The sequence below is a fragment of the Paucibacter aquatile genome, from assembly GCF_002885975.1.
Classification (GTDB): Bacteria; Pseudomonadota; Gammaproteobacteria; order Burkholderiales; family Burkholderiaceae_C; genus Paucibacter_A; species Paucibacter_A aquatilis.
In genome coordinates this window covers 519,024-531,711 of record NZ_POSP01000001.1, presented here as the reverse complement: position 1 = coordinate 531,711, position 12,688 = coordinate 519,024, and the positions used below count along the sequence as shown (strand labels likewise).

9 protein-coding genes are annotated in these 12,688 nt (G+C 64.9%); 1 reads left to right on the top strand and 8 read right to left on the bottom strand.

Annotated features, from left to right (window positions below; genetic code table 11):
- Positions 1 to 148 precede the first annotated feature (148 nt).
- Positions 149 to 1,057: an alpha/beta hydrolase-fold protein gene (locus C1O66_RS02335; protein WP_102766614.1), complete on the top strand. Its 909-nt coding sequence runs from the start codon at positions 149 to 151 to the stop codon at positions 1,055 to 1,057.
- A gap of 184 nt (positions 1,058 to 1,241) precedes the next feature.
- Here the strand turns inward: C1O66_RS02335 and C1O66_RS02330 are convergent, their stop codons facing one another.
- The 8 genes from C1O66_RS02330 to aceF form a co-directional block, all read right to left on the bottom strand.
- Positions 1,242 to 2,459, bottom strand: coding sequence for an RNA polymerase sigma factor (locus tag C1O66_RS02330; protein WP_102766375.1), 1,218 nt, complete (start codon positions 2,457 to 2,459; stop codon positions 1,242 to 1,244).
- A 14-nt stretch (positions 2,460 to 2,473) separates the two neighbouring features.
- Entirely contained in the window at positions 2,474 to 2,836 is a 363-nt protein-coding gene (locus C1O66_RS02325) for a YciI family protein (RefSeq protein WP_102766374.1), read from the bottom strand.
- 537 nt (positions 2,837 to 3,373) lie between these two features.
- A complete protein-coding gene (locus tag C1O66_RS02320; RefSeq protein WP_165794427.1) occupies positions 3,374 to 5,434 on the bottom strand; it encodes an alpha/beta hydrolase family protein in 2,061 nt (686 codons plus the stop codon).
- 32 nt (positions 5,435 to 5,466) lie between these two features.
- On the bottom strand, positions 5,467 to 7,347 hold the full coding sequence (locus C1O66_RS02315) for a hypothetical protein (RefSeq protein WP_133155072.1): 1,881 nt from the start codon (positions 7,345 to 7,347) through the stop codon (positions 5,467 to 5,469).
- A complete protein-coding gene (locus C1O66_RS02310) occupies positions 7,328 to 8,341 on the bottom strand; it encodes an ABC transporter ATP-binding protein (protein WP_243392670.1) in 1,014 nt (337 codons plus the stop codon). The genes C1O66_RS02315 and C1O66_RS02310 overlap by 20 nt, the downstream gene beginning before the upstream one ends.
- 85 nt (positions 8,342 to 8,426) lie before the next feature.
- Positions 8,427 to 8,816: a GntR family transcriptional regulator gene (locus tag C1O66_RS02305; RefSeq protein ID WP_243392669.1), complete on the bottom strand. Its 390-nt coding sequence runs from the start codon at positions 8,814 to 8,816 to the stop codon at positions 8,427 to 8,429.
- 215 nt (positions 8,817 to 9,031) lie between these two features.
- The gene (lpdA, locus tag C1O66_RS02300; protein WP_102766370.1) at positions 9,032 to 10,843 is read right to left on the bottom strand and encodes a dihydrolipoyl dehydrogenase; all 1,812 of its coding nucleotides are present in this window, start codon (positions 10,841 to 10,843) and stop codon (positions 9,032 to 9,034) included.
- Between the two features lie 137 nt (positions 10,844 to 10,980).
- Positions 10,981 to 12,684 (bottom strand): dihydrolipoyllysine-residue acetyltransferase, encoded by a 1,704-nt coding sequence (gene aceF, locus C1O66_RS02295; RefSeq protein WP_102766369.1) that lies wholly within the window; start codon positions 12,682 to 12,684, stop codon positions 10,981 to 10,983.
- Between the last annotated feature and the right edge of the window lie 4 nt (positions 12,685 to 12,688).

Genomic DNA, 12,688 nt, shown 5'->3' with positions numbered 1-12,688 from the left:
CCTGCGGCCCTGCATCTCTGACTGAGCTCTCCCGAGCCCGGTTGAGGCTGCTGCATGGCCGCTTGTATTTCTCGTCTTGCCCGCAGCCGCTCAGCCACTCCGCCTGCACAGCCAGGCACGCATCAGACCCATCAAACGCCAAACCACCATGAAGCGCTCTCGCCGCACCTCTTTCTCTGTCGCCGCCGTCTTGCTGCTGGCCCTCATCAGCATCAGCGCGCTACTCTGGCAACGCTGGAGCCAGCCCTGGGGGGATCAGGCCGTGAGCTTTACGCCGGCACAGCAGGAATGCGGGCAAGAAGGGCAGCTTCGCTACTGCATCAACCGGGATGTGGGCGGCGTGAATGGCGACTGGCTCTACCACCTGCATGGCCGCAAGCTCGACGAAACCATCTGGAACGACCCGTCCTACATGACCGCCATGATCCAGGGCGCTTGGCAGCAGATGGGCCAACGCCCTCCCACCGTGGTGACCCTGTCCTACGGACACGTGTGGTTGCTCACCCCCAAGGGCAAGGCCGAGGCCAGCGGCTTGATGGAGCAGGTCCACAGCGACATGGCCGCCATCGAAGCGCGCCACGGTCGCCCGGCGCGTCGCTTGCTGCTGGGGGAATCCATGGGAGGACTCAACGCCCTGATCCTGGGCCTGAGCCGGCCTGAGCACTTTGCCAAGGTGGCCGCGCTGTGCCCCGGTGTCTATGTGGACTCGCCGTTCGCACCCCTGAGCCAGCTGAAGGCTGCGCTGGAGCGCACGGGCGCCGACCCCAAGATCGGCTTCGGCGTCGTCCGTCTGGCGCGCCAGTATGTGGCCGACGATGCGGAATGGCAGCGCGTTTCCCCGCTGGCCTTGATCGAACAAGAACTCCCCGCTTCAAGCCCGCGTCCGCAGCTCTACGTCTCCAACGGCCTGTACGACCGCTATGGCAATTTCGAGGGCAGCCAGCGCCTGATCGAACGCGCGCGTGCTCAGGGTTGGCAGACCGAATGGCACCCGATCTACGGCGGCCACTGCGCGAGCGACATCGACTCGCTGGCGCGATTTCTGCTTCCCAGCTGACGGCGTCCTGCACCCACAACAAGGGGGCCCGACGCTGCTTACTGGCTGGCACAGCCCGCTTCAGGCGTTCACGCACCTGATCTTGTTCAAACGGATCGCCCCGGACAGTCTCCCGTCCGGGGCGACTATTTGCCGTCCACCCAAGGATTTGCTTGCGCGCCGGCTGAGCGTCTATCTGAGTCGTTCACAGCCGAGCCGCCCGTGCCGCCAGAAACCGCCGGTCGCTGTCGAGGGTCGCCAGTTCGATGGCCCGGTCGTACGCCCGCCGGGCGGCTTCGGACTGGCCCGCCATGGCGAGCACGGCGGCGCGCGCGGCATGAAAGGGCTGGAAGTCTGCCAGGGGCTCCTGCAGTTCGTTCAGTGTGGCCACCGCGGCGGCCAGCAGCCCGTTCTCGGCCATCGCGACGGCGTGATTGACGCGCACCACCGGTGTCGGCTCCAGAAGCAGCAAGGCCGTGTACAGCTGCAGTATCTGAGGCCAGTCCGGCGCGGGTTCGGGCATCTGGCAGGCACTGATCGCCGCCTTGATCTGGAACGGCCCCGCCCGTTTGCGGCGCAAGGCCGTCTCCAGCTTGTGCCGACCTTCGGCCTCGAGCTCGCGTCGCCACAGCCGACGGTCCTGTTCCGCAGGCGGCACGGTTTCGCCGCTGGCGTTGACCCGCGCCGCCCGGCGTGCTTCGGTCAGCAGCATCAGGGCAAGTGCACCTTCGATCTCGGGCTGCTCAGGGCACAGCGCATCGAGCAAGCGGGCCAGAAACAGCGCCTCGGCGCACAGATCCCGCGCCTCGTCGGGCGCGGCGGTGTAGCCGGTGGTGAAGATCAGGTAGACGGTGGTGAGAACGGCCTGCAACCGCTCGTCCCACTGCTCGGGCGGGGGCACGGCGTAGGCGATGCCCGAGCGGGCGATCTTGGCCTTGGCCCGGCTCAGGCGCTGGCCGGTGGTGGCCTCCTGATCAAGGAACAAGCGGGCGATCTCGCCCGTGGACAGGCCGCACACGGTCCGCAGCGTCAGCGCCACCCGCGACTTGAGCTCCAGCGCCGGGTGGCAGCAGGTGAAGACCAGGCGCAGGCGCTCGTCAGGAATGGGCTCAGGCTCGTCTGGCCCGAGCAAGTCCTGGACCAGTTGGACCGCCGCCTCGCGCTCGCCGTCGCGGCCCTCGGCGCGCAGCTGGTCGAGCGCCTTGCGATAGGCCACCTGGATCAGCCAGCCCTGGGGCGACCGGGGCAGACCGTCGCGCGCCCAGTGGCTCAGCGCGGACACGCAGGCCTCTTGCAAGGCATCTTCCGCGCGCTGGAAAGAACCCAGCCGGTGCGTGAGCGCCGCCATCAGCCGCCCCCGGTCGTGGCGCAGCACATGCTCCAGCGCTTGGACAAGCGCGATGGCCTGGGCGGGGGCGCTCATTCGCGAGCCAGCGATCAGGCGTCGGCCGGGTCGTAGTTCAGCAAGGGCCGCACCTCGACGGTGCCGAATGCGGCCACCGGCATCTGCGCCGCGTAGCGCAGGGCGGTGTCGAGGTCGGGCACATCGAGCACGTAGTAGCCGCCCAGATGTTCGCGGGTTTCGGCAAAGGGGCCGTCCATGGTTTCGACCTTGCCACCGCGCAGCTTGATGGAGGTGGCGGTTTCAATGCCTTGCAGGCCTTCGCCGCCGCGCAGAACGCCATCGGCCTGGGCCTTTGCGCTGAAGGCGGCGAAGTCGGCCATCATGGCCTGGAACTCGGGCGTGCCGTAGACGGGCTCGGCCTCGGGCGTGCTGTAGAGCAAGAACATGTATTGCATGGTGATTTCTCCAAACGATGCGAGGAACAATGATGAGATGGGGGCTGCCGGCCTCACAAACCTGGCGAGCATACGAGCAGGCCGCCCTTCACGAAGAGCAGCGCGTGCAAGAACACGGCCGCCATATGAAGACGCCGCCGACGATCCGGATTTCGACATCGCGTGCACATTTTTTCTGCCGACCTGTGGCCCCCCTGGGTCGGTCTGCGCGCACAAGGCCAGCAAATGCGCCGATCGAGCTCGATGCCCGATGCAGTTTGTTCGATGATCGGCATGCTCTTGGGTGGGGCGCCTCGCTCCGGCATCGCGGGCAAGCTTTCGGGCATGAGGCGAGCTCGCCTCAGCGATGACCGCAGTCCTGCCACTGCGCAGCTGCCGGATCTGCACCCGACCAACACTCCACACCGTGATCCCGCACTGTGACGGTGTTTGCTTCTCCGCACATCAGGATTTCTTCAGCCGCTTCTCAATCTGCGTCTTCTGTCCGGGCGCCTGCACCAACGCTGCTCCAGAGCTGCATCAACAACCGTCCATGTCTCATGGCAGGCCTCCGATCCGCTGCGCCTTCTGCAGATAGGTCGCCAAGACCGCGGACGGCGGCTGCGGTGCCGGCCCACCAAAGTGCGCATGCAGCGCGCGCTCGCTCAGATAGAACAAGGCTTCCCATTGCACCGGCTCGGTGGGGTTGTGGCTGGCTTTGTCATCCACCCACAAGCTCACCGGTTTGCCCAGGCTCTTGAGGGTCGCGGCGTAGTGCGCGATGCTTTTCAGTGGCACACGGTCATCCTGCGCGCCCGCCCAGAGGTAGACCGGCACGCGCAGCTGGCGCGCGTTCGTTGCGGCGGATTGTTCGCGCATGCGGCGCATGAATGTCTCATCACCAATCGGCACGCCCAGATACGGCGCACGCTGCGCCATCGGCAAGCTGTCGCCGCGCAATGGATCGCTTTCGTTGTCGACATACCATTTCATGGCCCAGCCGAAATCGCTGGGCGCGGCCAATGCCAATGCAAAGCGGAAACGTCCCGGGTGGTGCGTGACGCCCATCAGGGCGCCATAGCCGCCGAATGAATGTCCAACCAAGGCCTGGCGGTCCGGATCGCCAATGCCTTGGGCAAGCAAGGCATCCATGCCTTCGAGCACATCGCGCAGTACCGCGCCCTTGCCGAAATCACCTTTGTGCGCAAGCAGGTACTGCTGGCCATAACCTTCCGAAGCGCGGAAGTTGGGGGTGAACACCGCAGCGCCGCGACTCACCATCAACTGCGTCCAGCGGTGGTATTCGCTGCGCGTTTGAGAGAACGGGCCGCCATGGATCAGCGCCACCAAAGGAAGCTCCCGCGCCCTCTTGCCCGGCGGCAAATACAGCTGTCCGTGCAGGCGCATGCCATCACTGGCTTGCCAGCTGAAAAACCGGGCCGCCGCCAGGGCGGATTCGCTCACGGGCTTGGTCTGCGCACGCAGGTCTTCAAGCACAGGGCGCAGCGCAGCGCTCCGCAAATCCATCACATGTGCGCGCGGCCACTGCAGGCGCGCATGTGTTTCCAGTACCAGCAGGCGGCTGCGCGTGCGGTCAATGCTGAGATAGAGGTCCTGAAACGGAAAGCGCGTCTCCAGTTGTTTCAACACGGGTGCAAACGCCGGATCCAGCGCCTGCCAACGCTGGCGATCCGTGTACCAGGCGACAGCGAGAGGCGGCCCGCCCCGCCCGTCAAGCAGCGCCTCCTTCAGATCGGAGATCCTCTGCGGATCTTCACTGACCAAGGACAGCGATGAAGCCTTGGCCTGCCACCGCAGCAGGCTCGTGCGGTCGGTCAGCTTGGGGCTTTCAAACCAGACACCTTGCTCATCCGCGGCCGTCAGACTGCAAGCGTCCAAGGGCGGGCAGGCCCAGGCAAGCTGCCAGCGCGGCGTTTCACCGCGCGGCGCAGCGTTGTGCCAGAGCGCATCGCGGTATTGCGCATTGCGAAGCCGCAAGCCGCGCAACACGCCCTGCCCATCAAACACCGCGTTGCGGATGGCCTCTTCACGTTGCAACAGGGTCTCGACGCGGCCATCGCTGTACACGCGCAGCAAGCGGTGCGCACTGTTGTGCGCGGGCTGCAGGCGTTCATCGATCAGCATCGCCTGCTGAACCGGGTCCACACTCAGCACGCGGCTGCGCAGCTCCTTCTTCAGCGCGTACACCGTGCGCACCTGTCCACTCAGCGAAACCCAGGAGATCTGCGTGGGAGAGCTCAGCCACAGACCCGCACCGTCAGCGGCCCATTGCCAGCGCGCACCGTTCAGGTTCTTCAGCAGCACCCCACGCGTGCTTGTCGCGCTGCCGGCGTCGAGCGCCTCGATCGACAGCGCGATGTCACTCTCCAGCCGATGGCTGACGCCCAACCATTTCCCGTCCGGCGAAAGGCTCACCTGCTCCCAGCCACGTGTGCCGAGAAACGCCGCACGTCCTGGCAACTCTGCCGGCGCCTGCTTGGCACTTTCGGCCGCGGCGCCTTGCAAGGCTTCTCGGTCGGCCGCTGCGAGGCCCACGCTGGCACCTGCATCGTAGGCAAACAGGAGCAGAGCCAGTGCCGGCAAGACGCGCAAGCGCATGCTCAGGCTCAGACTGACGCTCAGGCTCAGACTCATGCGGGCACTCCCGCCACGGCGCCAGCTTGCGAGGGCTTCGGCAAACGCTTTTCAATCAACAGCAAGCTCAGCAGCGCTGGCAGTCCACCCAGGGCGGTCATCACCAGCCAAAGCAGCTTGCGGCGCGCCTGCAGCGCGGTCCGCCGCATCCACCACAAAGCCAGCAGCACGCTCGCGGCATTCAGGACGAGTGCACGCGTGAGCTGCGCCGCATCCGGGGTGCCCCACACCGAAGCCCCTTGCACGATGCCGTTGTCGAGCAGCACCACCGGCGCATGTCGAACGGCAAAGTGGACGGGCGACAACCACCAGGCAACGGTCTCGTACCAAACCGGAAAGTCATTTTGCAAAGCGCGCTCAGCCAGCACCTGCACCGCGCCCTGCGCATCGACGTGCAACAAGATCTGACGGATGGATTCGCCGTTGTAATAGCCACCAAAGGTCAGACCGATCAACCAGCCGTCCACCAGCTCAGCAGCATCCAGACGCGACAGCGAACCTGCGCCCTGGGTCTGCCCCATCGCTTGTACAAAAGGGACACCCGGTATGCGCCAGACTTGGCGCTCACTGAGCTGACGCACGGTACCGGCGGTTTGATCGTAGGTGGCGCGGTCCGGGCCAAACAGGCGCATGCCCTGGCTGGTGACGGCCAGCACCTGCTCACCAAACGTCAGTGGTGCGGCGATGAACACCTCGTCGTCGGCCAAACGCACCTGTTCCAGCGTGCGTTGCTGTGCCAAGTCGATTTGGTAGATCACGCGTGGTGTCAGCAAGTACTGGCCATCGAAGGGTGTGGGCACCTGCGCAAACGGTGTGGGGTCTGCAAATCCTTTCACGCCCCAAACGCCTTTGCTCGCGCCGCTGCGCACATCACGGCCATGGAACATCATGTCATCGTGGCTGAAGGTCCACTCGATGCGCTGCTTGCTGTCTTCCCATTGCACGATGCGCTCTTGGTAGGCCTGGTGCCGCACCGGATAGCTCCGCATCCGTGTGGAAATCGACTGCGGCGTCAGCAGCGGCATCTGCTCGGCCCAAACTGCAGCGCGCTCATCCTTCGAGGCGGCCAGCAAGCCGGACAACAACTCTGCAGGCTCCTGCCGGACCGCTTCGGTGTAGCCGCCGCGCGGCGGCACAGGCATGTTCAGGGGATGCGTGCCCGCAAACATCATCAGGAACTCGTAGCCAATCGCGGCGATCACCAAAACAAAGTACAAGCCCATTTGCAAAGGCAGTGCCGTGAGCACCACCAAGGCGTTGCTGCGCACATGCTCATCGCGATTCGGTTTGAACTGTGTCGAGGCAATCGCCAACAGCACCAGCATGCCAAGCACTTCGGTGAACAACACGGACGCGCTGTGGGCGAACGACCACATCAACCAGATCGGCACGATCAACACCACCGCCGCCGTCGGCCGCACACTCAAGACCGCGCAGACGCCCGCCAGCCACGCCGACAAGGCCAACACCCAGCCATGCACCGGCATCCCATAGCGATGCGCATCGATCAGGCGATCGCTGCCGAAATCCAGTACCAGCAAGGTGGCCAGCATCGGTACGAAAACGCAGATCAGCAGATTGATCGCCGCAACGGCCACCATGGAGGCAAACATGGTGTGATGCGGCACCGGGCGGTGCAGCAGCCACAGCCATTTGGACGCTTTCCGGTAACTGCCGATCTGGAAAATGGCCCACAAGAAAGCCACAGCCATATAGGTCAGCATGAACAGCCGATCCACCGGATACGTTTGCTGTTGCATATCGGCAAGGCGGTTCAGAAACACCAGGGTCATCACATGTGCCAGCGTCAGCAAGCCCGTGACCCATTTGAAGCGCAGCAACTCGCTGCGCATGACATCACCATTGAGTACGGACATGGCCGGCTCCTTCTTCAGCGGGGGCCGCGTGATCGCGGGTCAGGAGTGCATTGACGGCACGGTCGAGGCTGACCGGCATGGTTTGGACATGGCGCGCGCCGAAGCCGGTCAGAACCTCGCCGTACTGGGCGTCCCGATCGAGTATCAGCACATGCACGAGTCCGTCGAGCTTTTGCAGCAGCAGCACTTCAGGTCGCGCACGCAGCGCTGTCACGGCCGCAGCGGGAAGGTCCGCCACCCACAGCGACACACGCTCGCAAAATTCGTCCGGCGCGGACATGTGCTTCAGTTCGCCACGTTCCAGAATGATCAGGTTGTCGGCAACCCGTTCGATCTCTTCCATCTGGTGCGAGCAATAGATGATCGTGCAGGCATCGACGCTGTTGCAGAACATCAGCGCCTCCAGAAACGCGCGTTTGGCCACCACATCCAGACCCAGGGTCGGTTCGTCGAGGATCAGCAGCTCCGGGCTTTGCGCCAGCGCCATGGCCAAATTGATGCCAGCCCGTTCGCCACGCGAGAGTTGCGCGACTTTCTGTTCGGGCAAGACATTGAAGTGGCCGGCCGTTTCATCGAAACGCGCCTGATCCCATTGCGGGTATTGACGGCGCTGCATCGCGACGACATCACCGATGCGCATCCATTCCGGCATGGTGTGCTCATCGTTGACAAAACCGATGCGCCCGCGCACCTCCGGCGACAACTGCGCACAGGACTGATCCAGGATGCGTGCAGAGCCGGAACTCGGCGTCTGAAAACCGAGCAGCACGCGAAACAGCGACGATTTGCCCGCGCCGTTGGCCCCGACGATCGCGTGAATGCGACCACGCGGCACCCGCAGGCTCAAATCCTTCAGCGCGAATTTGCGGCCGTATTGCAGCGTCAAAGCCTCGGTCTCGACCACGTATTCGCTGGCTGCGATGCTGCGCATCCGCGCGTCGTTGGCCGGTGCGACGACGCGCAGGGCCGGCCAGTTCTCAAGTTGTGCGTTCATGGGGGATCCTTTTCAGGAAATTCAGGGGCCGGGTTTTCAGCGGCCGGGTTTGCATGTGCGGTTGGCCCGGCGCCCGGCCGGACGCTCAGGCCCGCTTTTTCGGGCGCAGCGCGTCCAGCTCTTCGCTGACGCGCGCGACCAGCGTCTCTGCCGGGAAGGCAAGGCCAATCACGTCGCTGACAAAGCGCTGCACGGCGTCATCCAAGCGACGCTCACGCTCGCTGTCGGACAGGCGCTGGCGCGGTGTTGCCACGTAAAGGCCGAGGCCCGGTCGGGCATCCAGCCAGCCTTCGCTGCTCAGCTCGCCGTAGGCTTTGGCAACCGTGTTGGGATTGACCATCAATTGCTGCGCGAGGCCACGCACGCTGGGCAACTGATCGCCGACCGCCAACTCGCCCGCGGCGATCTGGCGGCGCACGGCATCGACGATCTGCTGAGTGATGGAGCGCGGATCGCCGGTGGCGATCTGGATCATCAGGGGAATGGTTCGGGCCATGCTGCACCTGTATTTGCTGTACTAGTTGCTATAGTACACACCAAACCACCCTCAGCCGTCAAGCCCCCACCCGACTCCAAACCACGTTGCCGTCCGGAGCGAAGCAGAGCCGCAGCAGCCGGAATCTGCACGTAACAAAGCCCCGAACAGTTTCCCGTCCGGGGCTTTGATATGCAGTTCAGCGCAGCCGCAGATTACTTCCGCGCCGGCGGCAAATCCGTGCACGAACCATGCGCCACTTCCGCCGCCATGCCGATGCTTTCGCCCAGCGTCGGGTGCGGGTGAATCGTCTTGCCGATGTCCACCGCGTCGGCGCCCATCTCGATGGCCAGGGCGATCTCGCCGATCATGTCGCCGGCGTGGGTGCCGACGATGCCGCCGCCGACGATGCGGTGGGTCTCTTCATCGAAGAGCAGCTTGGTGAAGCCTTCGTCGCGGCCGTTGGCAATCGCTCGGCCCGAAGCGGACCAGGGGAACAAGCCCTTCTTGACCTTGATGCCTTGGGCCTTGGCCTGGTCTTCGGTGAGACCCACCCAAGCCACTTCGGGGTCGGTGTAGGCCACGCTCGGGATCACGCGAGCATCGAACTGGCTCTTGGACAGGTGCGCGTCGCCGAGGATGGCACCGGCGGCCACTTCGGCGGCGACATGGGCCTCGTGCACCGCCTTGTGCGCCAGCATGGGCTGGCCGACCACATCGCCGATGGCGAAGATGTGCGGCACATTGGTGCGCATCTGCACGTCCACATTGATGAAGCCACGGTCGGTCACCGCCACGCCGGCCTTCTCAGCGGCGATCTTCTTGCCATTGGGCGTGCGGCCCACGGCCTGCAGCACGAAGTCGTAGACGCCTTCGCTCTTGGTGCCGTCCAGGCCCTCAAACTGAACCTTGATGCCTTCAGGCGTGGCCTCGGCACCGACGGTCTTGGTCTTCAACATGATGTTGTCGAAGCGCTTGGCATTCATCTTCTGCCAGACCTTGACCAGATCGCGGTCGGCGCCTTGCATCAAGCCGTCCATCATCTCGACCACATCGAGGCGCGCGCCCAGGGTCGAGTAGACCGTGCCCATTTCCAGGCCGATGATGCCGCCGCCGATGATCAGCATCTTCTTGGGCGTGCCCTTGAGTTCCAGCGCGCCGGTCGAGTCGACGATGCGCGGATCTTGGGGCAAGAAGGGCAGGCGCACCGCCTGCGAGCCGGCCGCGATGATGGCCTGCTTGAAGCGCACCACCTTCTTGGCGCCGGTCTTGGCCTGCGCCTCGCCGGCGGTTTCTTCGACTTCCACATGGAAGGCGTCGATGAAGCTGCCGTAGCCACGCACGGTGGTGACCTTGCGCATCTTGGCCATCTGGGCCAGGCCGCCGGTCAGCTTGCCGATGACCTTTTCCTTGTGTCCGCGCAGCTTGTCGATGTTGACGGTGGGGGCGCCAAACTCCACGCCCAGATCGCCGAGGTGCGAGACCTCATCCATCACCGCCGCAACATGCAGCAAGGCCTTGGACGGGATGCAGCCCACATTCAAGCAAACGCCGCCCAGGGTGGCATAACGCTCCACCAGCACGACCTTCAAGCCAAGGTCAGCCGCGCGGAAGGCGGCCGAGTAGCCGCCAGGGCCGGCGCCCAGCACCAAGACATCGGCTTCCAGATCGACCGGGCCGCTGTAGCTGCCGGCGGCGGGGACGAAGGCGGGAGCGGGTGCGGCCACGGGGGCCGACACAGTCGCTGCGGGTGCAGCCGCGACCGGAGCGGGCGCCGACGAAGCCGCGGCTTCCGACTCCAGCACCAGCAAGAGCGTGCCCTGGTTGATCTTGTCACCCAGCGCGACCTTGACTTCCTTCACCACGCCGGCATGCGAGGAAGGGATCTCCATCGAAGCCTTGTCGGACTCCACGGTCACCAGGCTTTGCTCGACCTTGACCGTGTCGCCCACCTTGACCAGCAGCTCGATGACGGCCACATCCTTGAAGTCGCCGATGTCGGGAACTTGTACTTGAACCAATGCCATGACATGAATCCTATGTTTTCAGCTCAAAGCGCCGAAGCGCCCTGCCGGTTTGATCCAGCGGAACCCGCGGAACCGGCTTTGCCGGGCCGCTGGGTTCGCCCCCTTGAGGGGGAGGCGCGAAGCGCTTCGGGGGTGGGTCACAACACGATGCGGCGGAAATCGGCCAGCAGCGAAGCGAAGTAGACATTGAAGCGGGCCGCGGCCGCGCCGTCGATGACGCGGTGGTCCCAGCTCAAGCTCAGCGGCAGCATCAGGCGCGGCTGGAAGGCCTTGCCATCCCACTTGGGCTCGATCTGGCTCTTGCACACGCCCATGATGGCCACTTCCGGCGCATTGATGATGGGGGTGAAGTAACGACCACCGATGCCGCCCAAAGACGAGATGGTGAAGCAGCCGCCGCTCATATCGGCCGGGCCCAGCTTGCCGTCGCGCGCCTTCTTGGCCAGCTCGCCCATTTCGGCGCTGATCTCGAAAATGCCCTTCTTGTCGGCATCCTTGATCACCGGCACGACCAGGCCGTTGGGCGTGTCCGCCGCAAAGCCGATGTGGAAGTACTTCTTCAGCACCAACTTCTGAGCGTCGCCCTCGCCTTCCAGCGAGGCATTGAACTCGGGGAACTTCTTGAGCGCCGCCACGGCCGCCTTGATCATGAAGGCCAGCATGGTGACCTTGACCGCCGCCGGGTTCTTCTCGTTCTCCTTGTTCGTCTGAACGCGGAAGGCTTCGAGCTCGGTGATGTCGGCATCGTCGTGGTTGGTGACATGCGGGATCACCACCCAGTTGCGGTGCAGATTGGCGCCGCTGATCTTCTTGATGCGGCTGAGGTCCTTGCGCTCGATGGCGCCGAACTTCTCGAAGTCCACCTTGGGCCAGGGCAGCAGGCCCGCCAGGCCCGCGCCAGCGGCCGCAGCCGGGGCAGCCGCTGGCGCCACCGCCTTTTGCGCAGCGGTCTGCAGCGCGCCGGCCATCACGGCCTTGACGAAGGCCTGCAGGTCCTGCTCCTGGATGCGGCCGTTCGGGCCCGTACCCTTGACCTCGTCCAGCGGCACACCCAGCTCACGCGCCATGCGGCGGATGCTGGGCGAGGCGTGCGGCAGCTTGCCCTTGAGGGCGGTCGGGTCGTGTGCGGGCACCGCTGCGGAGACCGGCGCGGCAACAGGAGCAAGGGCCACTGCAGCCGCGGCCGGCGCGGCCACGGGTGCCGCAGCGACAGGCGCAGCAGCGACCGGCGCCGCAGCAGGAGCAGCCTCAGCGCCCTGCACTTCCACCAGCGCCAGCAGCGAGCCCTTGGCCACCTTGTCGCCGAGCTTGACCTTGAGCTCCTTGATCACACCGGCGTGCGAGGACGGGATCTCCATCGAGGCCTTGTCACTCTCGACCGTGATCAGGCTTTGCTCGACCTTGATGCTGTCACCGGCCTTGACGAAAACCTCGATCACCGCCACCGACTCGAAATCGCCGATGTCGGGCACAAAAACCTCGACCAGGTTGGCCGCGGCCGGGGCAGAGACTGGAGCAGCAACCGGCGCGGCAACAGGCGCTGCAGCCACCGGAGCTGGCGCTGCCACGGGCGCAGCAGCCGGCGCAGCCACAGCCGCCGAGCCCGCCGCCTCAACCAGCAGCACGACGCTGCCTTCATTGACCTTGTCGCCCAGGGCCACCTTGATCTCGCGCACCACACCGGCGTGGGTGCTGGGGATCTCCATCGATGCCTTGTCGCTCTCCACGGTGATCAGGCTTTGCTCCACGGCCACCGTGTCGCCCACCTTGACCAGCAGCTCGATCACCGCCACGTCCTTGACGTCCCCGATGTCGGGAACTTTCACTTCTACCAATGCCATGTCT

Bases quoted from the DNA above. Each gene is read 5' to 3' on its own strand.
- C1O66_RS02310 (WP_243392670.1), bottom strand. From the start codon at position 8,341: ATGAACGCACAACTTGAGAACTGGCCGGCCCTGCGCGTCGTCGCACCG.
- C1O66_RS02335 (WP_102766614.1), top strand. From the start codon at position 149: ATGAAGCGCTCTCGCCGCACCTCTTTCTCTGTCGCCGCCGTCTTGCTG.
- lpdA (WP_102766370.1), bottom strand. From the start codon at position 10,843: ATGGCATTGGTTCAAGTACAAGTTCCCGACATCGGCGACTTCAAGGAT.
- C1O66_RS02325 (WP_102766374.1), bottom strand. From the start codon at position 2,836: ATGCAATACATGTTCTTGCTCTACAGCACGCCCGAGGCCGAGCCCGTC.
- C1O66_RS02320 (WP_165794427.1), bottom strand. From the start codon at position 5,434: ATGCGCTTGCGCGTCTTGCCGGCACTGGCTCTGCTCCTGTTTGCCTAC.
- C1O66_RS02330 (WP_102766375.1), bottom strand. From the start codon at position 2,459: ATGAGCGCCCCCGCCCAGGCCATCGCGCTTGTCCAAGCGCTGGAGCAT.
- aceF (WP_102766369.1), bottom strand. From the start codon at position 12,684: ATGGCATTGGTAGAAGTGAAAGTTCCCGACATCGGGGACGTCAAGGAC.
- C1O66_RS02305 (WP_243392669.1), bottom strand. From the start codon at position 8,816: ATGATCCAGATCGCCACCGGCGATCCGCGCTCCATCACTCAGCAGATC.
- C1O66_RS02315 (WP_133155072.1), bottom strand. From the start codon at position 7,347: ATGTCCGTACTCAATGGTGATGTCATGCGCAGCGAGTTGCTGCGCTTC.